The organism is Geodermatophilus bullaregiensis (assembly GCF_016907675.1).
GTDB classification, from domain to species: domain Bacteria; phylum Actinomycetota; class Actinomycetes; order Mycobacteriales; family Geodermatophilaceae; genus Geodermatophilus; species Geodermatophilus bullaregiensis.
On sequence record NZ_JAFBCJ010000001.1, the window covers coordinates 325,193 to 349,102 of the forward strand.

Sequence of the window (23,910 nt, forward strand, 5' to 3'; positions counted from 1 at the left end):
CGCGACGATGGCCACCACGCCGTCCACTCCCGGGGGCTCGACGACAGCGCCGGTCGTCGTCATCGGCTGCGGCCCGGTGGGACAGACCACGGCACTCCTGCTGGCCCGCTGGGGACTGCGCGTCGTCGTGCTCGACGGCCGTCCCGCGCGCGACCTCGTCGGCAGCAGGGCGATCTGCCAGCAGCGCGACGTCCTCGACGTCTGGGACTCCGTCGGTGTCGGCGCCGAGATCGCCCGCCGCGGTGTCACCTGGACCACCGCCCGCACGTTCCACCGCGACACCGAGGTGTTCAGCTTCGAGTTCGCCGACCGCGGGCGGTCGCCGTTCCCGCCGTTCGTCAACGTCTCGCAGTGCCTCACCGAGGAACTGCTCGACCAGGCGATCGCCGCCCAGCCACTCATCGACGTCCGCTGGGGCCACGCGGTCACCGGCATCGACCAGGACGCTGCCGGGGTGTCGGTCTCCTGCGTCGACGGGGCGACGGTCTCCGGCAGCTACGCGGTGGCCTGTGCCGGACCGCGCGCCGACGTCGTCCGCCGCGCGCTCGGGCTCACCTTCGACGGCCAGACCTTCGGCGACCAGTTCCTCATCTGCGACATCCGCACGGACATGCCCGGCTGGGAGACCGAGCGGCGGTTCTACTTCGACCCGCAGTGGAACCCCGGCCGCCAGGTGCTCATCCACCCGTGCCCGGACTCGACGTTCCGCATCGACTGGCAGGTGCCGCCGGACTTCGACCTCGCGGCGGAGGAGGCCTCCGGCGGGCTCGACCGGCGCATCCGGCAGGTGATCGGCGACCAGCACTACGAGATCGTGTGGAAGTCGGTCTACCGGTTCCACTCCCGGGTCGTCGACCGGATGCGGGTGGGCCGCGTGCTGATCGCCGGGGACGCCGCCCACCTGGTCTCCCCCTTCGGCGCCCGGGGCCTGAACTCCGGTGTGCTGGACGCCGAGAACGCCGCCTGGAAGATCGCCTTCGTCCTGCGCGGCTGGGCGCCGGAGTCGCTGCTCGACAGCTACCACGACGAGCGGCACGCCGCGGCGCTGGAGAACCTCGACGTCACCGGGGCGACCATGCGGTTCCTCGTGCCGGGCAGCGAGGACGAGGCGCGGCACCGCCGCGAGGTCCTGGAGCGGGCCGCCACCGATCCGCAGGCCCGCGCCCAGGTCGACTCCGGCCGGCTCGCCGAGCCGTTCTGGTACGTCGACTCCCCGCTGACCACCCCTGACCCGGCCCGTCCGTTCCCCGGCCGGCCGGCCCGCGGTGACGTCCCCGTCCCGGCACCGGGCGTCCTGGTGCCCGACTGCCCGGTGACCGTGCCCGGCCGGCCCGACGTCGTCCGGCTGCGCCAGCTCGCCCGCGAGGGCGTCACCGTCCTGCTCGGGGACGACGTCCCGGCGCCGGGGCTGCCGGGTCCCGGCGGCCTGCACGTCGCCGTGCACCGCATCCGCGACCTCGACGCAGGTCCCACGCTGCGCGAGGCGCTCGGCGCGCGCCCCGAGGAGACCTGGGTGCTCCGCCCGGACGCCCACGTCGCCGCCGTCCTCACCCGCACTGCCGACGTCGCCCCCGCGGTGGCCCGGCTGCTCGCCCTCGAAGGACTCCCGTGCCCCGCACCGCTCGCACGCTCGCAGCGGGCCCCTGCACGGGGGCCGATCCCGGTGTCCACGAACTGAAGGAGAGGATCCCGATGGCGTTCTACCGGCAGGTGGGCGAGGTCCCGCCCAAGCGGCACACCCAGTTCCGCCGTCCCGACGGGGGCCTCTACTCCGAGGAGCTCGTCGGCGAGGAGGGGTTCAGCTCGGACTCCTCGCTGCTCTACCACCGCGGCGTCCCCTCGGCGATCGTCGACGCCCGCCCGTGGGAGCTGCCCGACCAGAGCCTCACCCCCAACGCGCCGCTGGTGCCCCGGCACCTGAAGCTGCACGACCTGTTCCCCGGCGAGGAGCACAAGGGGGTCGACCCGGTCACCGGCCGGCGCCTGGTGCTCGGCAACGCCGACGTGCGCATCTCCTACGCCGTCTCCTCGCTGACCAGCCCCTACTACCGCAACGCCACCGGCGACGAGTGCGTCTACGTGGAGCGCGGCACCGCCACGGTGGAGACCACCTTCGGCGCCCTGCAGGTCGGCCAGGGCGACTACGTGGTCATCCCGCGCACCACCACCCACCGCTGGATCCCCACCGGCAGCCAGCCGCTGCGCACCTACGCGATCGAGGCCAACTCCCACATCGCACCCCCGAAGCGGTACCTGTCCAGGTACGGGCAGTTCCTCGAGCACGCCCCGTACTGCGAGCGGGACCTGCGCGGGCCGAGCGAGCCGCTGGTGGCCGAGGGCACCGACGTCGAGGTCTACGTCAAGCACCGCGGCAGCGGTCCCGGCGGGCTGGCCGGCACCGTCCACGTCGTCCCCGAGCACCCCTTCGACGTCGTCGGCTGGGACGGGCACCTCTACCCCTACGCCTTCAACGTCGCCGACTACGAGCCGATCACCGGCCGGGTCCACCAGCCGCCGCCGGTGCACCAGGTGTTCGAGGGCCACAACTTCGTCATCTGCAACTTCGTCCCGCGGAAGGTCGACTACCACCCGCTCGCGGTACCGGTGCCCTACTACCACTCCAACGTCGACAGCGACGAGATCATGTTCTACGTCGACGGCGACTACGAGGCCCGCAAGGGCTCGGGCATCGGCAAGGGCTCGATCTCGGTGCACCCCGGCGGGCACAGCCATGGCCCGCAGCCCGGCGCGGTCGAGCGCTCCCTCGGTGCGGAGTACTTCGACGAGCTGGCCGTCATGGTCGACACCTTCCGGCCGCTGGACCTCGGCGAGGGCGGGCTCGCCGTCGACGACGGGAAGTACGCCTGGACCTGGTCGGGACGGGGTCCCTCGGCACGACCGACGCAGCCATGAGGGAGCACCTCTCCGGCCTGTTCGACGACGCGTCGCTGTTCCCGCCAGGCGACGCGCCGATGGCCGCCGCCGTCCCGGCGCACCGGGAGCTGCGAGCGCGGCTGGGCGACCTGGTCGGACCGTTCGTCGTCCCGGCGGACCGGCTCGACGAGCTCGCCGAGCACCTGGGCGACGGCGACCCGTTCGGCGTCTCCCTCATCGCGGCGGCCGGCGACCTGCCGGCCGCCGCGGCCCGGGTCACCGCCGACCCCCGGCTGCGGCTGGCCGCCGTCGAGGTGCCGGTCGTGGCCGACGCCGCGGTCGCCGCCGGGGCGGTGCGGGTCCTCGGGTCGGTCCTCCCCCGCGGGGTGCCGGCCGCGGTGGAGCTCCCGCGCACCGCCGCCCGTGACGAGGTCCTCGACGTCCTGGCCGGCACGGCGGTCCGCGCCAAGCTGCGCACCGGTGGCCTGCGCGCCGACCTCTTCCCGTCCGTGCAGGAGCTGGCTGACACCCTGGTCGCCTGCACCTCGCGGGACGTGGCCGTCAAGTGCACGGCCGGGCTCCACTCCGCCGTCCGGCACACCGACCCGGCCACCGGCTTCGCCCACCACGGCTTCCTCAACGTGCTCCTGGCGGTCGGCGCGCTCACCGCCGGCGCACCGGCGGTCGTGGCGCTCGACCGGCTCGCCGAGTCCGACGCCGGGGTGCTGGTGTCTGCCCTGCGGACCTGGCCGGCCGACCGGTGGGCGCGAGGCCGCGCGGCCTTCACCTCCTTCGGCACCTGCAGCGTGCTCGAGCCGGTCGACGACCTCGTCGCGCTCGGCCTGCTGCCCGCACCGGATCGGATCCCCGCATGACGTGGCTCGACCTCCCCGCCGACAGCGGCTTCGGTCCGGACAACCTCCCCCACGGCGTCTTCTCCGACGCCTCGGGCCGCCGGCGCACCGGCATCGCGATCGGTGACTCCGTGCTCGACCTCGCCGCCGCCACCGGCGAGGACGTGCACGCCACCGGCACGCTCAACGCGTTCCTGGCCCGCGGTCCGCGGGCGTGGGCGGACCTGCGCGCCCGACTGACCGCATGGCTCACCGACGAGGCGCACCGAGGCCGTGTCGAGCCACACCTCCTGCCACGATCGGAGGTGACGCTGCACCTACCGGTCGAGGTCGCCGACTACGTCGACTTCTACAGCTCGCAGCACCACGCCGAGAACCTCGGGCGGATGTTCCGGCCGGACTCGGCACCGCTGACGCCGAACTGGAAGCACCTGCCCATCGGCTACCACGGACGTGCGGGCACCGTGCAGGTGTCGGGGACGCCCGTGGTGCGGCCGAACGGCCAGCGCAAAACCCCCGCCGAGGACGCCCCCACGTTCGGCCCCTCCCAGCGCCTCGACATCGAGGCCGAGGTCGGCTTCGTCGTCGGCGTGGGGTCGGAGCTGGGTACGCCGGTGCCGCTGGGCGGCTTCGCCGAGCACGTGTTCGGCGTCTGCCTGGTCAACGACTGGTCGGCACGGGACCTGCAGTCCTGGGAGTACGTGCCGCTGGGTCCCTTCCTCGGCAAGTCCTTCCTCACCTCGATCTCGCCCTGGGTCGTCCCGCTCGCCGCGCTGGAGGCCGCCCGCGTCCGACCTCCGGCGCGGGACGTGCCGCTGCTGCCCTACCTCGACGACACCGACGCCGAGCCGTGGGGTCTCGACGTCGCCATCGAGGTGCGGCTCAACGGAGAGCTCGTCTCCTGCCCGCCCTTCCGGCTCGTGTACTGGACCCCGGCACAGCAGCTCGCGCACACGACGGTCAACGGGGCGAGCCTGCGCACCGGCGACCTGTTCGCCTCCGGGACCGTCTCCGGCCCGGCGGCCGACCAGCGCGGCTCGTTCATCGAGCTGTCCTGGGGCGGCACGGAGCCCCTGACCCTCCCCGACGGGACGACCCGCACGTTCCTCGAGGACGGCGACGTCGTCACCCTCACCGCCAGCGCACCCGGCACCGCCGGCGGCCGCATCTCCCTCGGCGAGGTCACCGGCCGGGTCGAGCCGGCACCCGCGCCGTGAGCACCCCCGCACCACGTCCCGGGCTTCTTCTGGCCGACCACGCTCGCGGCCGACGTCGACGACGACAGACCGCTCGTCGCCGAGGAGCAGTTCGGCCCCGAGCTGCCCGTCGTCCGCTACGACGAGGTCGACCACGCCGTCGCCGTCCCCCAGGTCATCAACGGCTGACCGCCGTCCACCCACGCCGCTCGGTGGACCCGACCCCGGAGCGACCGACCGTAGGCTGCGACCCTCGGACCGAGGAGGCGACAGGGGATGGCGGCCGACGACGGCACGGGCGCGCCGCAGTCCCAGACGCTCGACCGCGGGCTGCGCATCCTCGAGCACCTGGCCACGGTCGCCGCCGCCCAGCCGGTCGCCGAGGTCGCCCAGTCCGTGGGCCTGCACCGCTCGATCGCCTACCGCCTGCTGCGCACCCTGGAGGACCACCAGCTCGTCGAGCGGGACCCCGCCGGGCACTACCGCCTCGGCCTGGGCATGGCCGCGCTGGCCCGCGGCGTGCGCACCGACCTGCAGACCGCGGCACTCCCCCAGCTCGACGCGCTCGCCGCCGACCTCGGGATGACCGCGTTCCTCGTCGTCCGGGCGGGCGACGAGGCCGTCACGGTCACCAGCATCGAACCGCAGACCTCGTCGGCTCACGTGGCCTACCGGCCCGGCATCCGTCACCCGGTGGGGCGGGGGGCACCGGGGTTGGCCCTGCTGATCCCCGAGCCCGCCCGCTCCGAGGACCGACGGGAGCTGACCGAGGCCCGATCGCTGGGGTGGGCCACCTCCCACGGTGAGGTCGTCCCCGGGTTCCGGTCGGTGGCTGCACCCGTTCTCGGTCCCGACGGCGGCGTCCGCGGCGCACTCGCCGTCGTGTTCGTCGACGACGCGGTCGACCCCACGGAGATCGGTCCAGCCGTGGTGGCAGCAGCCGCTCAGGTCGGTCTGCGGCTCCGCTGAGCCCTGGCTCGACGTCGGCGCGGCGACCGCGTCCGCACTCGCAGGAGCTCCGGCCGCACGGGTCTGCACCCGTCGACCCCGACCCGCCGCTCAGGGACCGAGCACCAGCCGCAGCGCCGCGTCCACTCGACGCATCTCCGTCGAGCTGAGGTGGCCGACGCTCGCGCCCAGACGTTGCGGATCGACCGCGGCGGTCCGCTCGGCGAGGACGCGAGTCACCTGCCGTCGATCTCCACCTCCGGCCGGAAGGTCGCCGCCCGGGCCGACGTCGACGTCGGGGCGACCAGGCAGGTGGACAACGGCAGCAGGTCCGACCGGACCACCACGGCGAACCGCCGGCCGGACTGCTCGTGGCCTCGGACGTCGCGAGGCGCGTGGGCGGCCCAATGGGCGCGTCGCGCACGGCCGCTGAGACAGGAGTGCCGTCCTGGGTCAGCACGGCCAGCGCGCGCAAGGCGTCCTCGTCGGGCCGGAAGGTGAGGGTGTCCGCCATGGAGCCATCGAGGCACGTTCGGTGAGACAGGTCGGTCCGCCCACGTTCCCCTGACCGGGACCCGCGACCTCCCACCGGGCTGGGGCCCGGACGGCCACCGGGAGAGGCCCCAGGACGCGTGCTGCATCGGGACCGGTGACGCGTCCGCTGCCGGCCGTCCTACGCCGTTCCGGACCTCGACCGGATGGCCGGGCACCTCGTCCCGGTCGGATCGGCCGGCTCCAGCCGGGCGGGGAACGCCTGCCGGTGAGCGCTGTTGCACGCTCTGCGGCGGTGTCGCGGACCTGGAGTCGGTTCACGCCCCGGCGACGCGTATCAAGCCGGGGACTGGCCACTCTTCTTGATCGGCGGACTGCACGGGGCCACGGGACGGGCAGGCTCCGATCCGCCCGTGATCGTGGGAGAACGTCCTTCTGGAGGCGCGGTGGTCATCGGCCCGCTGCCCGACGGACAGGGCGTCCCGGGTGAGCAGGTCGATCTGCATCGTCGATGCCGTGCAGGCGCAGTCCCGGACGCCGCGGCTGCGCTGCGGCACCGGGGGCTCTCCGGCCCGGGTGCAGCGGCAGCGCCGGAGCCGGCCGAGGGAACGCGGTCGCGGGAGACGAACGGCTGAGGGAGGACAGCATGACCGGGAAGCTGGACACCACCAAGGTGCACGACGTGATCGCGGCTCTGGACGAGGTGCGCCGGCAGTGGGTACACCGCGTGCGGATGCGCCTGGAGCTGCCGCAGGGCAACGCCGTGGTGCTGGCCGTGTTGCGGTCACGCGCGCACCGTCTGCTGAGCGCCTCCGCGATCGAACTGCGTTACCTCGGGCGGCGCAGTGGGCGGCAGTACGCGGTGCCGGTGCAGTACGCCCGCGCCGGTGGCCACCTCGTGGTCTGGCCTCAGCACTGGCAGCGCTCCACGTGGTGGCGCAACTTCCGCACACCACAGCCGGTGACCGTGCGCCTCACCGGTCGACTGCACGAGGGCACGGCGCGAGTGGTGGATCCTGACGATCCGCAGTGGCGATCAGCGCGGCAGACCTACGCCGCGCGCTGGCCGCGGATGGCGCGGCGCGTGACGGGACCCTTGGTCGTGATCAGCCTGCGACCGTGACCACGGTCGGCGGCCGACGCCCGGCGCGGCGAGGGTGCGGGCCGCCCGTAGGGCGCTGGAGGGTGCCCAGACCTCGGCCGACCCGGTCGGGGTCGAGGCGATCAGGCTCCGTGAGCCGCCTGCGCGAGCGTCTCGACGTCAGACCCTGCTGACCGACGCCCTACGCGACCAGCGCCACCGCCATGACCATCGGCAGCGAGACGACCGAGGCGATGGAGGTGACCATCGTCAGGGTCTTGAAGGTGCCCTGGGTCGACAGTCCCAGCAGCGACTTGAACATCCAGAAGAAGTTGCTGTTGACCTGGAGTGCGAACATCGCGCCCGAGGCGATGGCGAGACCGATGACGATCGGCGAGACGTTGATCGACCCGAGCACCGGGCCGATGATCCCGGCGGCTGTGATGGCCGCGACCGACACCGACCCGATCGCCAGGTGCAGCACCGCCGCGACGAGCCAGGCGAGCAGGATGCTGAGGATCACCGGCGCCCCTGCCTCGGCCGTGAAGAGGTCCGCCAGGATCGTGTCGAGCCCGGTCTCCCCGATGACGGCACCCAGGGACCCGCCGATGCCGGTGATGAGGAGGATCGCGCCGGTGGTGTGGAAGCCCTCGCTCATCGCCGCATCCGTGCCCTCCGAGCCCAGGGTGCGCCGGCAGAGCACGTAGGCACCGATCAGGCCGACGAAGAGTGCGAAGTTGGCGTCGCCGAGGAAGGCGATGAAGTCGTTGGAGAACTCCAGCAGCTCAGCGAAGGCACCGAACGCGATCATCACCAGAGGCACCAGGATGGGCAGGAGGCAGACGAGCAGCGGGGGCGTCGCGCTGTCGTCCTCGACCAGTTCGGTGGTCTCCTGCTCGACCATCGCCTCGTCGACGTGCTCGTCCCTGGCCAGGTTCCAGTAGCGGCCGCGCAGGAGCAACCGGAAGATCAACGTCGTCACGATCGCGGTCAACGGCCCCAGCACGAAGCCGTAGATCAGCCAGGTGCCGAGTGGGATCTCGAGCAGCCCCGCGATGGAGACCGCGGCCAGTCCCGGGATCACGAAGACGTAGCCGGCGAAGATCCCGGTCCCGAGCGCACCGGACATGTGCGGCAAGCCGGTCCGGCCGATGAACGGCGCGGTCGACCGCGCCACCGGGGAGGCCAGCACGACCTGCACGTCCACGTAGATCGAGGGGAAGATCGTCGACATCGCCGCCGTCATCGCATACGGGAGCCGGTCCGCGCCGACCCGGTCGACGAGCATCGTCACCATCTTCCGGAAGGCGCCGATCGCATGGAGCATCGCGCCGATGAGCACCCCGAAGCCGATGAGCAGGCCGACCTCGGCCATGATCTCGCCGAAGCCGGTGGCGATCGCCGTCAGCGTCGCCGTGAAACCGACACCGGTCGCGAGGCCCAGGTAGAGCGACCCGACGATCAGCGAGATCACCGGGTCGACCCTGACTCTGATGATGAGCAAGACGATGACGGCGATGGCTATCGCGGTGTGAAGCACGACCATGACCTGCTCCTCCCGGTGCGGGGAGTGGCGAGGTCACCGGCACCATCGCCACGTCGACCCCACACCTTGGCACTGATCGGGCGCCGTCGGCCGGGTGCACGTCGATGCGGTCGGCGGCCGGCGAGCCCGACGAGGAGCGCCACGACCACCGTCAGCAGGGCGAACTCCCCGACGAGGGCGACACGGGCGTGGCGGGAGTGTTGCCGAGCGGGAACTCGATGTGACCGTGAGCCCTCGCCTCCGACCGCGGCCGCCTCCCCGCCAGGCGCGCGGGGCTTCGGGACGGCGGCGGGCGCCGGCGGCGTGCTGGTGAGCCCGGTCGATCGTGGAGTCCACCGACACCACCCACCCGATCGGCCCGGATCCGTCGGCCAGCGCCTGCAGCCCGGTCGGAGTCGCCGCCCACCGGCCGGTCCCCCGGGCTCCGGTCCCTGGGTCGAGCTGAGCCTCCAGGCCCCGGTCGGCACCCGTGGCGTCGGCAACTGCGGCAGGATGCCCGGCATCGCCCGCTGTCGCAGTGGTGCGGCTCCACGGAGGAGGACGACGTGAGCGAGGACCTCAGCCGAGACGTCAGCGGGGACCTGGACCCGGCCGAGACCCGGGAGTGGATCGACGCGCTGGACTCGGTCCTGGCGTTCGAGGGCGCGGAGCGGGCGTTCCACCTGCTCGACCAGGTGGTCGCCGAGGCCCGCCGCAAGGGGGCGGCGGTGCCGTACAGCGCCACCACGCCGTACCTGAACACCATCCCGGTGGAGAAGGAGGACCGGCACCCGGGCGACCGGGCCATCGAGCACCGGATCCGCTCGTTCATCCGCTGGAACGCCATGGCCATCGTGCTCCGGGCCAACAAGGAGTCCTCCGAGCTCGGGGGCCACATCGCCAGCTTCCAGTCGGCGGCAACGCTCTACGACGTCGGGTTCCAGCACTTCTTCCACGCACCGACCGACACCCACGGCGGCGACCTGCTCTTCATCCAGGGTCACTCGGCGCCCGGCATCTACGCCCGCTCGTTCCTGGAGGAGCGGCTCAGCGAGGAGCAGCTGCTCGCGTTCCGTCAGGAGGTCGGCGGTGGCGGCCTGCCGTCCTACCCGCACCCGTGGCTCATGCCGGACTACTGGCAGCTGCCGACCGTGTCGATGGGCCTCGGCCCGATCATGGCGATCTACCAGGCGCGGTTCCTGAAGTACCTGCACTGCCGCGGGGTGGCCGACACCGCCGGGCGCAAGGTCTGGGCCTTCCTCGGCGACGGCGAGACCGACGAGCCGGAGTCGCTGGGCGCCATCGCGCTGGCTGCGCGGGAGAAGCTCGACAACCTCGTCTTCGTCGTCAACTGCAACCTGCAGCGGCTCGACGGGCCGGTGCGCGGCAACGGCAAGATCATCCAGGAGCTCGAGGGCATCTTCCGCGGCGCCGGGTGGAACGTCATCAAGACCATCTGGGGTAGCAGCTGGGATCCGCTGATCGCCCGCGACACCTCCGGCCTGCTGCTCAAGAGGATGGAGGAGGCCGTCGACGGGGAGTACCAGGACTTCAAGTCCAAGAACGGCGCCTACGTCCGCGAGCACTTCTTCGGCAAGTACCCCGAGCTGCTCGAGCTGGTCGCCGACATGAGCGACGACGAGATCTGGGCGCTGACCCGCGCCGGCCACGACCCCGGCAAGGTCTACGCCGCCTACAGCGCCGCGGTGAAGACCGTGGGCCGACCGACCGTGATCCTGGCCAAGACGGTCAAGGGGTACGGGATGGGCGAGGCGGGCGAGGGCCAGAACATCACCCACCAGCAGAAGAAGGTCGGGGGCGCGGCGCTGGCCCGGTTCCGCGACCGGTTCGACATCCCCGTCTCCGACGAGCAGCTCGACGAGGTGCCCTTCCTGCGACTCCCCGCGGACAGCGAGGAGCTGCGCTACCTGCGCGAGCGCCGGGCGGCGCTGGGCGGCTCCATGCCGGTGCGCCGCCGCCGCTCCACCGAGAGCCTGCAGGTCCCCAACCTCAACGCCTTCGGAGCGCAGCTGGTACCGACCGAGGGCCGGCAGATCTCCACCACCATGGCCTTCGTCCGCGTCCTCAACACGCTGCTGCGCGACAAGTCGATCGGCAGGCGGGTCGTCCCGATCGTCCCGGACGAGTCACGCACGTTCGGGATGGAGGGCATGTTCCGGCAGTACGGCATCTTCAGCCAGGTCGGCCAGCTCTACCGGCCCGAGGACGCCGACCAGCTCATGTACTACCGCGAGGCGCCGGACGGGCAGATGCTCCAGGAGGGCATCAACGAGGCCGGGGCGATGTCCTCGTGGATCGCCGCGGCGACGTCCTACAGCCTCAGCGACACCCCGATGATCCCCTTCTACATCTACTACTCGATGTTCGGCTTCCAGCGGGTCATGGACCTGGCGTGGGCGGCCGGGGACTCCCGGGCGCGCGGCTTCCTGCTCGGCGCCACCGCCGGGCGCACCACGCTCAACGGCGAGGGGTTGCAGCACGAGGACGGCCACAGCCACCTGCTGTCCTCGGCGATCCCCAACTGCGTCTCCTACGACCCGACCTTCCACTACGAGGTCGCGGTGATCGTCCAGGACGGTCTGCGCCGGATGTACGCCGAGCAGGAGGACGTCTTCTACTACGTCACCCTGATGAACGAGAACTACGAGCACCCCGGCATGCCGGAGGGCTCCAGGGAAGGGATCCTTCGCGGGCTGTACCTGCTGCGGGAGGGGCCGGCCGCGCCGTCCCGCCGCAAGGCCGCTCCGCCGCGGGTGCAGCTGCTCGGCAGCGGCACGATCCTGCGCGAGGTCCTGGCCGCCGCCGACCTGCTCGCCACCGACTTCGGGGTGGACGCCGACGTGTGGAGCGCGCCCAGCTTCACCGAGCTGCGGCGCGACGGCCTCGAGGCGGAGCGGTGGAACCTGCTGCACCCGACCGAGCAGCCGCGCCGCAGCTGGGTCGAGCGGTGCCTGGCCGACCGGCAGGGCCCGGTGGTGGCCGCCACCGACTACATGCGGACCTTCGCCGACCAGATCCGCCCCTTCGTGCCCGGCCGCTACCGGGTGCTGGGCACCGACGGCTACGGGCGCTCGGACTACCGCCGCAACCTGCGCCGGTTCTTCGAGGTCGACCGCTGTGCGGTGACCGTGGCGGCACTGGCCTCGCTCGCCGCCGAGGGTGCCGTCCCGGCCACGACGGTCGCCGACGCGATCCGTCGCTACGGCATCGACCCCGAGGCGCCGCCACCGTGGACGGTCTGACCGCATCCCCTCGTCCGGAAGGCATGACATGACCTCACCCGCCGAAGTGACGGTCCCCGACATCGGTGACTTCTCCGACATCCCGGTGATCGAGATCCACGTCTCGCCCGGTGACGCGGTCGCGGCCGAGGACCCGCTGATCACGCTGGAGTCCGACAAGGCGACGATGGACGTCCCGTCGCCGGCGGCCGGCACCGTCCGTGAGCTGCGCGTCTCACTCGGCGACCTGGTGAACGTCGGGACACCCATCCTGCTGCTCGACCAGGGAGACGGGGCGACCCCGCCCGAGCAGCTCGCCGCGGCGACCGTCGACCAGGTCGAGCCGCCGACCGAGGCGTCCACCAGCGCGGCCTCGACCGTCGAGGAGTCGGCGCGCCGCTCGGCCGAGGCCGCGGCCCCGCAGACCGCACCCGGCGGCGCCCCGGTGACGGCGACCGCGGCGCCGCCGGACTTCGCCGGCGTCCACGCCGGGCCCAGCGTCCGCCGGCTGGCCCGCGAACTCGCCGTGGACCTCACCGGGGTCGCCGGCTCCGGGCCGAAGGGCCGGGTCACCAAGGACGACCTGCTCCGGGAGGTCCGCGGCCCGGCGCCCAGCGCGCCGGCTCCCGCCGCGGCGGCCGGCGGCGGCATCCCGGAGATCCCGCCGCAGGACTTCTCCAGGTTCGGCCCCGTCGAGGTGCAGCCGCTCTCCCGCATCCAGCGGCTGTCCGGGCCGCACCTGCACCGCTCCTGGCTCAACGTCCCGCACGTCACGCACGACGACGACGGGGACATCACCGAGCTCGACGCCTACCGCAAGGAACTCGACACCGAGGCCCGGGCCGAGGGCTACCGGGTCACCCTGCTGTCGTTCCTGCTCAAGGCGTCGGTGTCCGCGCTGCGCGAGTTCCCGCGGTTCAACAGCAGCCTGACGCCGGAGAAGGACGCGCTGGTCTACAAGCGCTACTTCCACGTCGGGGTCGCCGTCGACACGCCCGACGGCCTGGTCGTCCCGGTTCTCCGCGACGTCGACCGCAAGGGCATCCGGGAGCTCAGCCGCGAGCTCGGTGACGTGTCCGCGCGGGCACGGGACGGCAAGCTGTCCGCCACCGACCTGCAGGGCGGCTGCTTCACCATCTCCAGCCTCGGCGGCATCGGCGGGACGTCGTTCACCCCGCTGGTCAACGCCCCCGAGGTGGCCATCCTGGGCGTCGTGCGGTCGAAGACCGCTCCGGTGTGGGACGGGGCCGCGTTCGTGCCGCGCCTGGTGCTGCCGCTGTCCCTCTCCTACGACCACCGCGTGATCGACGGCGCGCTCGCCGCGCGCTTCACCCGGTACCTGTGCCACGTGCTCGAGGACGTCCGCCGCCTCGTGCTCTGACCCCGTCCGACCCGACCCGCAGCACCTGGAGCCTCCCGTGGACATGTGCATCCCCGACATCGGCGACTTCGCGGACGTGCCCGTCATCGAGGTGCACGTGGCTCCTGGTGACGTGGTCGCCGCCGAGGACCCCGTCCTGACCCTCGAGTCGGACAAGGCGACGATGGACATCCCCGCGCCGGCCGCCGGGACCGTCGAGGAGGTGCTGGTCCAGGTCGGCAGCCGGGTGGCGACCGGCGACCTGGTGCTCCGCCTGGCCACGACCGGCGCCGGCGCCCCGTCCCCCACCCATCCGGTGACCCACGAGGACGCCGTCCCCGCCCCGGTGGACCGCCCCGGCTACGGCTCGGCCGCCGGCGTCTACGACCGGGTCGAGGTGACCGTGCCCGACCTCGGGGACTTCACCGACGTGCCGGTGACCGAGGTGCTCGTCGGACCGGGCGACCGGGTGGGTCCGCACGACCCCGTGGTGACCCTGGAGTCGGACAAGGCGGTGATGGAGATCCCCGCCTCGCAGCCCGGCACCGTCGAGGAGGTGGCGGTGCGGGTCGGCGATCGCGTCCGCGCCGGCAGCATCCTGCTGTTCCTCCGGACCGAGGACGCGGCCGCCGTGGCGCCGCCCCGATCCGGCGCCACGGCCGGGACGCCCGCCCCCGCGCCGGCGACCGCGTCCCGGCCCGGGGACGTCCGCGCCGACGTCCTGGTCCTGGGCGCCGGCCCCGGCGGGTACACCGCGGCGTTCCGCGCCGCGGACCTGGGCAAGGCGGTCGTCCTGGTCGACCGGTGGCCGGCGCTGGGCGGGGTGTGCCTGAACGTCGGCTGCATCCCGTCCAAGGCGCTGCTGCACGCGGCCAAGGTGATCGCCGAGACCCGGGAGATGGCCGAGCACGGGCTGTCGTTCGGGGAGCCGTCGGTCGACGTCGACGCGCTGCGCCGCTGGAAGGACACGGTCGTCGGCCGGCTCACCGGCGGGCTCACCGGCCTGGCCAGGCAGCGCAAGGTCACCGTCGTCCGTGGCTCGGGCCGGTTCACCTCGCCGAACCAGGTGCAGGTCGAGCTGGCCGACGGTGGGACCACCACGGTCGACTTCGAGCAGGCGATCATCGCCGCCGGGTCCGAGCCGGTCCGGCTGCCGTTCATCCCCCACGACGACCCGCGGGTCATGGACTCGACCGGCGCGCTCGAGCTGGTGGACGTGCCGCAGCGGCTGCTCGTCCTCGGCGGCGGGATCATCGGCCTGGAGATGGCGACCGTCTACCACCAGCTCGGCGCCGAGGTCACGGTCGTCGAGCTGATGGACCAGATCATCCCGGGCGCGGACAGGGACCTGGTGCAGCCGCTGCACCAGCAGATCTCGAAGGCCTACGCCGGCGTCCACCTGAAGACCAAGGTGACCGCTGTGGAGGCACGGCCGGAGGGTCTGGTCGCCACGCTGGAGGGCGACACGTCCACCACCGCGACGTTCGACCGCATGCTCGTGGCCGTCGGCCGCCGTCCCAACGGTCCGGCCGTCGGCGCGGAGGAGGCCGGGGTGGTCGTCGACGAGCGCGGCTTCGTCCCGGTCGACAAGCAGATGCGCACCAACGTCCCGCACGTCTTCGCGATCGGCGATGTCGTCGGGCAGCCGATGCTCGCGCACAAGGCCACGCACGAGGGCAAGGTCGCCGCCGAGGTCACCGCCGGACAGAACAGCTACTTCGACGCGCGGGTCATCCCCTCGGTCGCCTACACCGACCCCGAGGTCGCCTGGGTCGGCGTCACCGAGAACGAGGCCAGGGCCGCGGGGATCGCCTACGGCAAGGGCGTCTTCCCGTGGGCGGCCAGCGGTCGGGCGCTGTCCATCGGCCGCGACGAGGGGTTCACCAAGCTGCTGTTCGACGAGGCCAGCCACCGGGTGATCGGAGCCGGGGTCGTCGGCCCGTCCGCCGGCGAGCTCATCGCCGAGCTGGGCCTGGCGATCGAGATGGGCGCCGACGCCGCCGACATCGGGCTGACCATCCACGCGCACCCGACGCTGTCGGAGACCGTCGGGATGGCCGCCGAGGCGTTCGAGGGGACCCTCACCGACCTGTACCTGCCGAAGCGGAGGTAGCCCCGTTCCGGGAGCCGCCTCGCGACGCGGCTCGCAGACTCCGTCCCGGTGCAGCTCAGGGGGTCAGACCGCCTCGATCGTCGGGTAGACCGGCTGCCACATCGCCTCGTGCACCTGCTGGACCGGGTTGTCCAGCTCCACCTGCGCCAGCCCTTCGTCGGCCGCGGCGGTGGCGACGGCGACGGCGACGGCGGCCGACACCCGACGCAGGTCGGAGACGGCCGGCAGCAGCGGCGCGCCCGGCACGCTGACGTCGGCCAGGCCGGCGACGGCGTCCGCACAGGCCTGGATCATGCCCTGACTGATCCGCCGCGCCCGGGCGACCGTGACGCCCAGCCCCAGGCCGGGGAACACCAGCGCGTTGTTGGCCTGCGCGACGTGGTGGGTCACCCCGTCGTGGACGACCGGCGGGAACGGGCTGCCGGTCGACACCAGAGCACGGCCGTCGGTCCAGGCCAGCAGGTCGGCCGGCTGCGCCTCGATCCGCGCCGTCGGGTTGGACAGCGGGAAGATGATCGGCCGCTCCACGTGCCCGGCCATCTCGCGGACCACCGCCTCGGTGAAGGCACCGGACTGGGTGGACGTCCCGATGAGCATGGTGGGGCGCACCTGCGCCACCGTCGCGGCCAGGCCGGCGGAGCCGCCGCGCGGGCCACCTGCCGGATCGGGCGCCATCTCGCCCGCCGGTCGGGCGTAGGGCACCTGGAAGTCGCGCAGCTCCCCGCCCATGTCGTCGGTGAGCACACCCCGGCGGCCGACCAGCCAGATTCGCCGCGCGGCCTCGTCCATCCCCAGCCCGTCACGAGCCATCGCCTCGCGGAGGAAGTCGGCGATGCCCACGCCTGCGGTACCGGGTCCGTGGACGACCACGCGCTGATCGCGCATCCGGGAGCCGGCGGCGCGGACGGCGGCCACCGCGGCGGCCAGGGCCACGGCCGCGGTCCCCTGCATGTCGTCGTTGAACGTGCAGACCTCGTCGGCGTAGCGGTCGAGGATGCGCCGGGCGTTGTCGACGCCGAAGTCCTCCCAGTGCAGCAGCGCGTTCGGGAACATCCGGCCCGCCGTCCGGACGTAGGCGTCGATGAACTCGTCGTACCGCTCGCCGCGGACCCGCGCGTGCCGGTTGCCCAGGTACATGGGGTCGGTCAGCAGCGCCTGGTTGTCCGTGCCGACGTCGAGGACGACCGGGATGACCCGCCGCGGGTGGATGCCGGCCGCGGCGATGTACACGGTCAGCTTGCCGATGGCGATCTCGATCCCGCCGATGCCCTGGTCCCCGATGCCGAGGATCCCCTCGGAGTCGGTCGCGACGATGAGGTCGACCTCGTCGGCGACGCGGCCGAAGTTCGCCAACGACCGCTCGATCTGGTCCTGGTGGTCGATGGACAGGAAGACGCCCCGAGGACGGCGGTACTCGTGGCTGTAGCGCTCGATCGCCTGACCGATCGTGGGGGTGTAGATGATCGGCAGCATCTCGTCGACGTGCTCGCTGAGCAGCCGGTAGAACAGCACCTCGTTGCGGTCCCGCAACGAGGTCAGGTACACGTTCTTGGCCAGGTCGTCCTGTGTGCGCAGGTACTGCGCGTAGACCCGCTTCGTCTGCGCATCGATCGTCGACACCCCGTGGGGCAGCAGGCCCACGAGGCCCAGCGCGGCGCGCTCCTCGTGGGTGAACGCCGTTCCGCGGAAGATGTGCGGCTCCCGCATCACCTGCGTGCCACGCGCCCGGACCCGGTACACGGGCCCGGAGTCGGTCTCGACGATCTGGTACGGACGCTCCATCGTGCACTCTCCGTGGACCTCGCCGACGGGGTGGTGCTGCGTGCCGAACCCTAGTGGGCGGGACCGGGTGGAGCCCGGGATCGCACACCCGACGCCTCCCGCCGGGTGGCCGGCCCGCCCGGCGCCCCGGGCGCCCGCTGGAGGTCGGCGAACCGGCGCACGCCGGGAGACGCCTCCCGCAGCACGGGCAGGCTCCACTCCTCGCCGACGACGGCCGGCGTGCCCGCGACCGAGCACCGTGACCGGTCCCACGGGCCGTCGCTCGTGGAGCCGGCGCAGCATGCTGAGTTCACTTGACGAACTCGACGTGGAGGAGCAGGGTTCACCAATCAAACCCAGGAGGTCGGGATGGACATCCCCGTGGACACCAGGCCGGTACGACCGGACGACGGCCCGCTCTTCTGCCGGCTGTGGGACCGGCTCTCCCCCGAGACGGTCTACCGGCGCTTCCACGCGCCGCTGCGCCACCCGCCGGCCGACGCACGCCGGCTCGTCGAGGTCGACCACGACCTGCGGGAGGCGCTCGTCGCGGTCGTCGGCGGCGAGGTGGTCGGGGTCGCGCGCTACGACCGCTCCCCCGTCGACCCCGCCACCGCCGACGTCGCCGTGGTCGTCGAGGACGCCTGGCAGGGCGTCGGCGTCGGCCGCCACCTGCTCGCCGAGCTCGCCGAACTGGCCGCCAGGCGCGGCGTGCGCACGCTCACGGCCGACGTCCAAGCCGACAACGGCCGCATGGTCGGACTGGTGCGTCGACTGCTCCCCGGCGCGGTCCTCACGCCTGCCCACGGCGTCTACGCCGTGCAGAGTCCACTGACCAGGGCACCGGTGGCCGCCGCCGCCTGACCCGAGCAGACCCGCCGTGTCCCGCCTGCGCACCCCGACACCGGCGCCACCGCGTCCGCGTCCGGCCTGTGCGAGGACCGCGCCTTCGAGGGCTGCTCGCCCGGCGCTCGGGGCGCCGACCAGCGGACCGCACTGCGCGGGGGGTCTGCCTCGCCGGCGCGCTCCGCACCTGAGGATCGGCGGACGACGATGACCCCATGGGGTTCCTGGACCTGCACCACCGCGATGCGCCCCTGATCCTGCCCGATGCGTGGGACCACGCATCGGCCGTGGTCCTGCTGCGCGCCGGGTTCCCCGCCATCGGGACCACGAGTCTCGGTGTCGCGGCCGCCCGCGGGGTCCCCGACGCGGGTGGAGCCGCTCGAGAGGCGACGCGGAGCCTGGCCGCCTCGTCACGACGACTGCCGTGCCCGATCTCCGTGGACATCGAGGACGGCTACTGAAGCAGCCGAGCGACGTGGCCGGCTACGCGGCGGAGCTGGGCGTCGCCGGGATCGACCTGGAGGACAGCTCCCGCGGAGCGCTGGTCGAAGCCGCACTGCACGCGGCGGAGGTGGCCGCCGTCAAGGAGGAGTGCCCGGACCTGTTCGTCGACGCGCGCGTCGACACCTGTTGGCTGGGACAGCGCGCCACCGTGCGCGAGACGGTGACCCGCGCGCTGGGGTACGTGGAGGCAGGCGCCGACGGTGTCTTCGTGCCGGGCGACCTCGGACTCGAGGACCTCGCGACGATCTGCGCCGAGGTCCCGGCCCCGGTCCACGCACTCGCCTCCACCCGTCATCCGGTCCCGGCGCTGGCGGAGGTCGGCGTACGGCGCGTCTCCACGGGACCACTGCTGTGCCGGGCTGCTCTGCAGCAGTGCCTGCAGACGGCGATCGCCGTGAGCGACGGCGAGGTGGCCCCGGCCGTGGTGTCCTGCGCCGAGGTCGACGGGCTCTCCGCGGACTGACCTCCCCGGACCGGGCCACGCTCGTCGGCGATCCCGGTGATCCCCTCGGGTGGATCCGCAGTTCGCGCAGGAGGCCTCGAGGGTTCTCGCCTCCGGTCGTGGTCACGAGGACGTCCGGCTCCGACGACCACTGCGTGCGGCCGACGGGTCATCCGCACCACTGACACTCCGGGCCGCCTCGACCACCACCGACGAACCACGTCCAGGACCGCACGATCCGCGTCCGAAGCGGACGCGGTCCGGGAGCTCGAGACTCTCCCGGTGTCCAGCAACCCCGAGATCGCTAGGTTCGAGGGATGGCACAGCACTGGGTCGCGACCCGCCCCGGGGGCCTGGACGTCTTCTCGTTCGAGGAGTACGACGTGCCTCCGCCGCGGCACGGGGAGGTCACGATCGCGGTCCGGGCGGCCGGCATGAACCCCGCCGACGCCAAGCACGTGGCCCGTGGCGACCCGGCCGGCTTCCCGAAGGCGATCGGCTACGAGGTCGCCGGCGTGGTGAGCGCGGTCGGCGAGGACACCGGGATCGGGTCGGGGCCGGTGGCCGTGGGCGACGAGGTCCTGGCGTTCCGGATCAGCGGCGGATGGGCGACCGAGGTGACCGTGGCGGCGCGGGACGTGTTCGCCAAGCCCTCGTCGCTGTCGTTCGGCGAGGCCGCCAACCTGCTGCTCGCCGGGTGCACCGCCTCGGAGATGCTGCACGTGACCGACGTCGGCCAGGGCGACACGATCCTGGTGCACGGTGCCTCGGGGTCGGTCGGGGTCAGCGTGCTCCAGCAGGCTGCGCTGCGGGGGGCCCGGGTGATCGGGACGGCGAGTGAGGCCAGGTTCGACGTGGTGACCCGGTACGGCGGGGTGCCGGTCAGGTACGGCGACGGGCTCGAGGAGCGGGTGCGCGAGGCGGCGCCGCAGGGAGTGGTGGCTGCACTGGACTGTGTGGGCACCGACGAGGCGGTCGACGTCTCGCTCGCGCTGGTGGCCGACCGCGACCGGGTCGTCACCATCGCCGCGGCCGAGCGGGCCAAGGCCGAGAGCTTCACCGCGATCGCCGGATCGATGCCGGCCAGCCAGGCCTACCGCGACTCCGTGCGAGCCGACCTGGTGCGGTTGGCCGGTGAGGGGCGGCTCGTCGTCCCCGTCGCCCGGACCTTTCCACTCGCCGACGCCCTCGAGGCCACCGAACTGCTGATGAGCCAGCACCCGGGCGGGAAGCTCGTCCTCGAGCCGCACCTCCGCTGAGCGGGTGCCGCGCACGGCACGCCGGCAGTCCGCCGGTGCCTGCACACACCGCCTCGCACGGACTCGGTCGACGTCCGAGCCCTTCTCGACGCAGCCCGCGGTGTGACGCACGTGCGGTGGATCACCGGTCTGGCTGGGCGTGCACGGTGACGCCGATGCGCGCCGGTCCCGTAGCGCGTCGACGAGTGACCGCCGGCGGGACCGCCGTGGCAGTGACGAACGGTGCCCTGAGTGAGCAGTGCAGGGACACAGACGGCAGCCGGCCACATGGCGGATGACGTCCGGTCGACTCCGGAGGTCGGGGCGGTCAGGGCCGCTCGACCAGGGCGATGGCGACGTCGTCGGCCGCCCGGCCGGCCGCGTAGGCGTAGCCGCGCAGTACCGGGAGCGCGTCCGGCGCCGGCTCATACGCATGACGCCGTACCTGGGGACGAGGATGGTGTGGCACCCGATGGGGGTCAGACCCCGGCCGGTTCACCGATGAGTCCAGTGAGGACACGCGGTCCTAGCGTGCACACGGACCCCACGGAGATCCCGGAGGCGGATCATGTCGTTCCAGGCCTACCTCGACGCAGCCGAGCAGAAGACCGGCAGGACCCCGCAGGAGCTCGTCGATCTCGCCACGGCGCGTGGCTTCGGCCCCGGCACCAGTGCCGGCCCGATCCTCGACTGGCTGAAGGAGGACCACGGCCTGGGCCGGGGGCACGGCATGGCGCTCGTCCACGTCATCACCAAGGGCCCGGCGATCGGCGGCGCCCACGTCGGGTCGACGGGCTCCCACCGCGACGAGTCCGCGGTGCTGCGGCTGGACGGCATTGCCGCCCGGGCGGGCGACGCTCGATGATCCCGGAGGAGCGGCATCCGTGACCGAGTGCGTCACCACGTCCCGCGGCGACACGATCGGCTACGTCCGGCGGGGCGAGGGTCCCGCCGTGGTCTTCGTCGCCGGGGCCGGGCCGTTCCGCGCCATCGACCCGCAGACGACCGAGACCGCCGAGCTCCTCGCCCAGCGGGGGTTCATGACGGTCGTCCACGATCGCGTGGGCCGGGCGGACAGCTTCCGCGAAGGCCGGGTGGACCTGACCGACGAGCTGGCCGCCGTGCGCGCCCTGATCGACGTCGCCAGAGGCCGGGCGGTGCTGTGCGGCCACTCCTCCGGCGGCGCCATCGCGCTCCGGGCCGCGGTCGAGGGCCTGCCGGTCGACCGGCTCGTCCTGTTCGAGGCGCCGCTCGACCCCGCCGCAGGAGGCGTCGAGGAGTGGACCGCGGAGCTGTACCGGCTGCTAGACGCGGGCGACGCTCCCGGAGCCGTCTCGCACTACATGAAGGACATTCCGCTCGAGGTGCTCGAGGGCCTGCGGGACTCGCGGCCGACAGGGTTCGACCCTGCGACCCCTTGACCTCCAGTTGCGTCTGAGGAGGTCGTCGCCGTCTGCGATGGTGCCTTCCTCGCAGGTCGACGGCTTCATGGTGTCCGCCGTCGTCCGCCCCGATCCGCTGCCATGCGGACGGCGTCGCTGTACCCGTTGCTGTACTTCTGCCACGCGATCGGGCGTGTCGGCGCCGTGTCGTCATCCTGCTCGTGCGGACCGCCCGATCCGACGGCGACCGGGTCCGCGCGGCGCTGCGACGATGCCGATCGCCATGTCCGGCGCCCACGACGCGGACCGGTCCGATCCAGGGACCAGGGCTATCGGCCAGCGGAATCGCACCCGCGTCGGCGGGCGACAGGGCCACGCTCGACCGGGTCCGCTCCTCTTCGGGCAGCGCCGCCAGGGACGTCGAACGAGCCAGCCGGGTGCCCGCCCGAGCCGCATCGCGGTGTGCGATCTCCGCTGACGTCGCGGTGCCGGTCGACCAGGAACGGCGTCGTGGACGGGGCGGGGAGCGACGGTGCTCACGCCGACGACTCCGGCCAGCCCGGGAGGGCCGGGGAAAGACCCCACCCGTGCGCCGGCATCCGCCCGACCGACGTCCTGCGGTCAGCCGGCGACGGCGAGGGCGGCGCTGCGGTGGAGGTCGACGGTGAGCACACTCGGCAGGCGCAGCAGCCGCGCCTCCAGCAACTCGGCGCCGTCGGCGTCGGCCATGGTGTCGATGCTCAGGCGCCAGCGCCCGGCGCCGGCCTCCTCGGCCTGGAAGCGAGTGAGTGAGTACGCGCGACCGGTCAGCAGGGTGAGCACCCGCTGGACGCAGGCCAGGTCCTCGACGGTGACGTGCAGCTTGACGGGTGACAGCGGGAGGGGGGACATGGCGTCCTCGACGAGCCCAGGCGGCTCGAGGTCGGCGGGGTGCTCTCGACGGCCGAGCCTCGGACCCGCCGGCCGAAAGTCAGGAGCCGGCGGGCCCGCAGGGAATCTGCTCAACTGCCACGGACGAACCGTACGACGTGCGGTGGTCGCCACGCCAGCGTGCGGGGAGGCCTGGACCGGGTGCCCGACCTCGCCGATCCGGTAGCTCTCGTCGGCCTCCAGCCGGTGCACCGGGGTGCGGTACTCCCGCGGAGACGCCGCTACCGTCCCCGCGCCCAGCTCGTAGGCGGCGCGGGGACGTCCGGACGGCGGTCTCACCACGGTCGGCGGCCAGCACCTCGATGAACATGGCGTTCCCGCGCAGGACGTGGGATCGAGGCTGCGGTGCCGCCGGGTCGTGGGGCGACGTGTCGCCGTGCGGATGTCGGACAGCGGGGCTCGGTCCGGGCAGGTGCGGTCTCGTCGGGCACTCCGGCGCCCGCGCAGGACTCTTGAGCGTCAGGCTCGTCCGCGGGCGGCCAGGATGCGGCGGCGAAGGACCTCCTCATTCTCGATGACGCGGTCCACCCGATCGGCAGCCCAGTCGGCCCGGTCGTGGGGTACGACCACGACACCGTCGGGGTCGGTGACGATCAGGTCGCCCGGAGAGACGACGACCCCGCCGACCGCGACGGGCGAGCCGATCACGCCCGGGCCGTTCTTGAACGGGCCGGCGGGTGTCGCCGCACGGGCGAAGACGACCAGGCCCTGAGCGGCCAGGGTCTCCGCGTCCCGGACAGCGCCGTCGATGACGGCGCCGACCACGCCCTTGGAGACCATGATCTCGCCGATCAGGTCACCGATCAGGGCGCGGCTGAGGTCGCCCTGCCCATTGATCACCAGCACGTCGCCGCGCCGGGCGTCGTCGAGGGCGCGGTGGATGGCGAGGTTGTCGCCGGCGCGGGTGAGGATCGGCAGGGCGGTGCCGACGAGCCGGGTCGTGCTGGTGAACGGCCGGATGCCGCCGTCCATGACGAGCAGCCGGTCGAAGACGTCGCCGATGTTGGCTGCGGGCGCCTTGGCGAAGCGGTCGAGCAGTTCGGGAGCGAGCCGCTCCCAGGGGTCGGCGAGGGTGAGGCTGTCGGTGGGGGCGTCGATGAACATCGGGGTTCCTCCGGTCCG

The 23,910-nt window shown here is 73.1% G+C and carries 22 protein-coding genes and 2 pseudogenes; 16 read left to right on the forward strand and 8 right to left on the reverse strand.

All coding sequences use genetic code 11. The features are described from left to right. The first annotated feature begins 7 nt into the window (after window positions 1-7). From JOD57_RS01450 to JOD57_RS01475, 6 genes and pseudogenes are all read left to right on the forward strand, one after another. Window positions 8-1,678, forward strand: a complete 1,671-nt coding sequence (locus tag JOD57_RS01450; protein WP_204690282.1) for an FAD-dependent monooxygenase — start codon at window positions 8-10, stop codon at window positions 1,676-1,678. A gap of 14 nt (window positions 1,679-1,692) precedes the next feature. After that, the gene (locus JOD57_RS01455; RefSeq protein ID WP_204690283.1) at window positions 1,693-2,913 is read left to right on the forward strand and encodes a homogentisate 1,2-dioxygenase; all 1,221 of its coding nucleotides are present in this window, start codon (window positions 1,693-1,695) and stop codon (window positions 2,911-2,913) included. Next, complete coding sequence (locus tag JOD57_RS01460) at window positions 2,910-3,749, forward strand: hypothetical protein (protein WP_204690284.1); 840 nt, start codon at window positions 2,910-2,912, stop codon at window positions 3,747-3,749. The genes JOD57_RS01455 and JOD57_RS01460 overlap by 4 nt, the downstream gene beginning before the upstream one ends. Beyond that, window positions 3,746-4,945 (forward strand): fumarylacetoacetase, encoded by a 1,200-nt coding sequence (gene fahA, locus JOD57_RS01465; protein ID WP_204690285.1) that lies wholly within the window; start codon window positions 3,746-3,748, stop codon window positions 4,943-4,945. Before JOD57_RS01460 ends, fahA begins: the two co-directional genes overlap by 4 nt. Before the next feature lie 30 nt (window positions 4,946-4,975). Next, a pseudogene (locus tag JOD57_RS24990) lies at window positions 4,976-5,113 on the forward strand (hypothetical protein); the annotation flags it as partial. Window positions 5,114-5,200: 87 nt separating this feature from the next. Then, window positions 5,201-5,893 carry an IclR family transcriptional regulator gene (locus JOD57_RS01475; RefSeq protein WP_204690286.1) on the forward strand — a complete coding sequence of 231 codons (693 nt, stop codon included), beginning with the start codon at window positions 5,201-5,203 and terminating at the stop codon, window positions 5,891-5,893. Between the two features lie 90 nt (window positions 5,894-5,983). Here JOD57_RS01475 and JOD57_RS26600 read toward each other — a convergent pair whose 3' ends face one another. Both JOD57_RS26600 and JOD57_RS26605 read right to left on the reverse strand, forming a co-directional pair. Beyond that, window positions 5,984-6,112, reverse strand: coding sequence for a type II toxin-antitoxin system PemK/MazF family toxin (locus JOD57_RS26600; RefSeq protein ID WP_307824363.1), 129 nt, complete (start codon window positions 6,110-6,112; stop codon window positions 5,984-5,986). Further along, entirely contained in the window at window positions 6,109-6,219 is a 111-nt protein-coding gene (locus JOD57_RS26605) for a hypothetical protein (RefSeq protein ID WP_307824364.1), read from the reverse strand. The genes JOD57_RS26600 and JOD57_RS26605 overlap by 4 nt, the downstream gene beginning before the upstream one ends. Window positions 6,220-7,010: 791 nt before the next feature. Between JOD57_RS26605 and JOD57_RS01485 the strand changes: the two genes are divergently transcribed. After that, window positions 7,011-7,487 (forward strand): nitroreductase/quinone reductase family protein, encoded by a 477-nt coding sequence (locus tag JOD57_RS01485; protein ID WP_204690287.1) that lies wholly within the window; start codon window positions 7,011-7,013, stop codon window positions 7,485-7,487. A 160-nt stretch (window positions 7,488-7,647) separates the two neighbouring features. Here JOD57_RS01485 and JOD57_RS01490 read toward each other — a convergent pair whose 3' ends face one another. Together JOD57_RS01490 and JOD57_RS25000 are read right to left on the reverse strand one after the other, a co-directional pair. Then, the gene (locus JOD57_RS01490; RefSeq protein ID WP_204690288.1) at window positions 7,648-8,991 is read right to left on the reverse strand and encodes a GntP family permease; all 1,344 of its coding nucleotides are present in this window, start codon (window positions 8,989-8,991) and stop codon (window positions 7,648-7,650) included. Between the two features lie 285 nt (window positions 8,992-9,276). Then, a pseudogene (locus JOD57_RS25000) lies at window positions 9,277-9,375 on the reverse strand (IS5-like element ISMra2 family transposase); the annotation flags it as partial. A gap of 161 nt (window positions 9,376-9,536) precedes the next feature. Between JOD57_RS25000 and aceE the strand changes: the two are divergent. Genes aceE through lpdA form a run of 3 tightly spaced genes read left to right on the forward strand, consistent with a single transcriptional unit; the run spans window position 9,537 to window position 15,685 of the window. Beyond that, window positions 9,537-12,233 (forward strand): pyruvate dehydrogenase (acetyl-transferring), homodimeric type, encoded by a 2,697-nt coding sequence (aceE, locus tag JOD57_RS01495; protein WP_204690289.1) that lies wholly within the window; start codon window positions 9,537-9,539, stop codon window positions 12,231-12,233. A 28-nt stretch (window positions 12,234-12,261) separates the two neighbouring features. Beyond that, window positions 12,262-13,593: a dihydrolipoyllysine-residue acetyltransferase gene (aceF, locus tag JOD57_RS01500; protein ID WP_204690290.1), complete on the forward strand. Its 1,332-nt coding sequence runs from the start codon at window positions 12,262-12,264 to the stop codon at window positions 13,591-13,593. Window positions 13,594-13,636: 43 nt separating this feature from the next. After that, complete coding sequence (gene lpdA, locus JOD57_RS01505; protein ID WP_372440292.1) at window positions 13,637-15,685, forward strand: dihydrolipoyl dehydrogenase; 2,049 nt, start codon at window positions 13,637-13,639, stop codon at window positions 15,683-15,685. 63 nt (window positions 15,686-15,748) lie between these two features. Here the strand turns inward: lpdA and JOD57_RS01510 are convergent, their stop codons facing one another. Further along, on the reverse strand, window positions 15,749-17,467 hold the full coding sequence (locus JOD57_RS01510; protein ID WP_204690292.1) for an NAD-dependent malic enzyme: 1,719 nt from the start codon (window positions 17,465-17,467) through the stop codon (window positions 15,749-15,751). 348 nt (window positions 17,468-17,815) lie between these two features. Between JOD57_RS01510 and JOD57_RS01515 the strand changes: the two genes are divergently transcribed. From JOD57_RS01515 to JOD57_RS01530, 4 genes are all read left to right on the forward strand, one after another. Next, the gene (locus JOD57_RS01515) at window positions 17,816-18,310 is read left to right on the forward strand and encodes a GNAT family N-acetyltransferase (RefSeq protein WP_204690293.1); all 495 of its coding nucleotides are present in this window, start codon (window positions 17,816-17,818) and stop codon (window positions 18,308-18,310) included. A gap of 197 nt (window positions 18,311-18,507) precedes the next feature. After that, window positions 18,508-18,753 carry an isocitrate lyase/phosphoenolpyruvate mutase family protein gene (locus JOD57_RS25995; protein WP_204690294.1) on the forward strand — a complete coding sequence of 82 codons (246 nt, stop codon included), beginning with the start codon at window positions 18,508-18,510 and terminating at the stop codon, window positions 18,751-18,753. Window positions 18,754-18,767: 14 nt separating this feature from the next. Next, window positions 18,768-19,259: an isocitrate lyase/phosphoenolpyruvate mutase family protein gene (locus tag JOD57_RS26000; RefSeq protein WP_204690295.1), complete on the forward strand. Its 492-nt coding sequence runs from the start codon at window positions 18,768-18,770 to the stop codon at window positions 19,257-19,259. 296 nt (window positions 19,260-19,555) lie between these two features. Further along, window positions 19,556-20,497 carry a quinone oxidoreductase family protein gene (locus JOD57_RS01530; RefSeq protein WP_204690296.1) on the forward strand — a complete coding sequence of 314 codons (942 nt, stop codon included), beginning with the start codon at window positions 19,556-19,558 and terminating at the stop codon, window positions 20,495-20,497. 307 nt (window positions 20,498-20,804) lie between these two features. Here the strand turns inward: JOD57_RS01530 and JOD57_RS01535 are convergent, their stop codons facing one another. Then, on the reverse strand, window positions 20,805-20,945 hold the full coding sequence (locus tag JOD57_RS01535; protein ID WP_204690297.1) for a hypothetical protein: 141 nt from the start codon (window positions 20,943-20,945) through the stop codon (window positions 20,805-20,807). A 99-nt stretch (window positions 20,946-21,044) separates the two neighbouring features. Here JOD57_RS01535 and JOD57_RS01540 point away from each other — a divergent pair, with 99 nt between their 5' ends. Next, window positions 21,045-21,341: a DUF4287 domain-containing protein gene (locus tag JOD57_RS01540; protein WP_204690298.1), complete on the forward strand. Its 297-nt coding sequence runs from the start codon at window positions 21,045-21,047 to the stop codon at window positions 21,339-21,341. 19 nt (window positions 21,342-21,360) lie between these two features. After that, window positions 21,361-21,897, forward strand: coding sequence for an alpha/beta hydrolase (locus tag JOD57_RS01545; RefSeq protein ID WP_204690299.1), 537 nt, complete (start codon window positions 21,361-21,363; stop codon window positions 21,895-21,897). A 582-nt stretch (window positions 21,898-22,479) separates the two neighbouring features. Here the strand turns inward: JOD57_RS01545 and JOD57_RS01550 are convergent. Then, complete coding sequence (locus tag JOD57_RS01550) at window positions 22,480-22,749, reverse strand: hypothetical protein (RefSeq protein ID WP_204690300.1); 270 nt, start codon at window positions 22,747-22,749, stop codon at window positions 22,480-22,482. A 498-nt stretch (window positions 22,750-23,247) separates the two neighbouring features. Next, the gene (locus JOD57_RS01555; RefSeq protein WP_204690301.1) at window positions 23,248-23,892 is read right to left on the reverse strand and encodes an RraA family protein; all 645 of its coding nucleotides are present in this window, start codon (window positions 23,890-23,892) and stop codon (window positions 23,248-23,250) included. Window positions 23,893-23,910 lie beyond the last annotated feature (18 nt).

Excerpts from the sequence above, each read along its gene's own strand:
- JOD57_RS01450 (WP_204690282.1), top strand. The coding sequence starts at position 8 with ATGGCCACCACGCCGTCCACTCCCGGGGGCTCGACGACAGCGCCGGTC.
- JOD57_RS01455 (WP_204690283.1), top strand. The coding sequence starts at position 1,693 with ATGGCGTTCTACCGGCAGGTGGGCGAGGTCCCGCCCAAGCGGCACACC.
- JOD57_RS01460 (WP_204690284.1), top strand. The coding sequence starts at position 2,910 with ATGAGGGAGCACCTCTCCGGCCTGTTCGACGACGCGTCGCTGTTCCCG.
- fahA (WP_204690285.1), top strand. The coding sequence starts at position 3,746 with ATGACGTGGCTCGACCTCCCCGCCGACAGCGGCTTCGGTCCGGACAAC.
- JOD57_RS01475 (WP_204690286.1), top strand. The coding sequence starts at position 5,201 with ATGGCGGCCGACGACGGCACGGGCGCGCCGCAGTCCCAGACGCTCGAC.
- JOD57_RS01485 (WP_204690287.1), top strand. The coding sequence starts at position 7,011 with ATGACCGGGAAGCTGGACACCACCAAGGTGCACGACGTGATCGCGGCT.
- JOD57_RS01490 (WP_204690288.1), bottom strand. The coding sequence starts at position 8,991 with ATGGTCGTGCTTCACACCGCGATAGCCATCGCCGTCATCGTCTTGCTC.
- aceF (WP_204690290.1), top strand. The coding sequence starts at position 12,262 with ATGACCTCACCCGCCGAAGTGACGGTCCCCGACATCGGTGACTTCTCC.
- lpdA (WP_372440292.1), top strand. The coding sequence starts at position 13,637 with ATGTGCATCCCCGACATCGGCGACTTCGCGGACGTGCCCGTCATCGAG.
- JOD57_RS01510 (WP_204690292.1), bottom strand. The coding sequence starts at position 17,467 with ATGGAGCGTCCGTACCAGATCGTCGAGACCGACTCCGGGCCCGTGTAC.
- JOD57_RS01515 (WP_204690293.1), top strand. The coding sequence starts at position 17,816 with ATGGACATCCCCGTGGACACCAGGCCGGTACGACCGGACGACGGCCCG.
- JOD57_RS25995 (WP_204690294.1), top strand. The coding sequence starts at position 18,508 with ATGGGGTTCCTGGACCTGCACCACCGCGATGCGCCCCTGATCCTGCCC.
- JOD57_RS01530 (WP_204690296.1), top strand. The coding sequence starts at position 19,556 with ATGGCACAGCACTGGGTCGCGACCCGCCCCGGGGGCCTGGACGTCTTC.
- JOD57_RS01540 (WP_204690298.1), top strand. The coding sequence starts at position 21,045 with ATGTCGTTCCAGGCCTACCTCGACGCAGCCGAGCAGAAGACCGGCAGG.
- JOD57_RS01550 (WP_204690300.1), bottom strand. The coding sequence starts at position 22,749 with ATGTCCCCCCTCCCGCTGTCACCCGTCAAGCTGCACGTCACCGTCGAG.
- JOD57_RS01555 (WP_204690301.1), bottom strand. The coding sequence starts at position 23,892 with ATGTTCATCGACGCCCCCACCGACAGCCTCACCCTCGCCGACCCCTGG.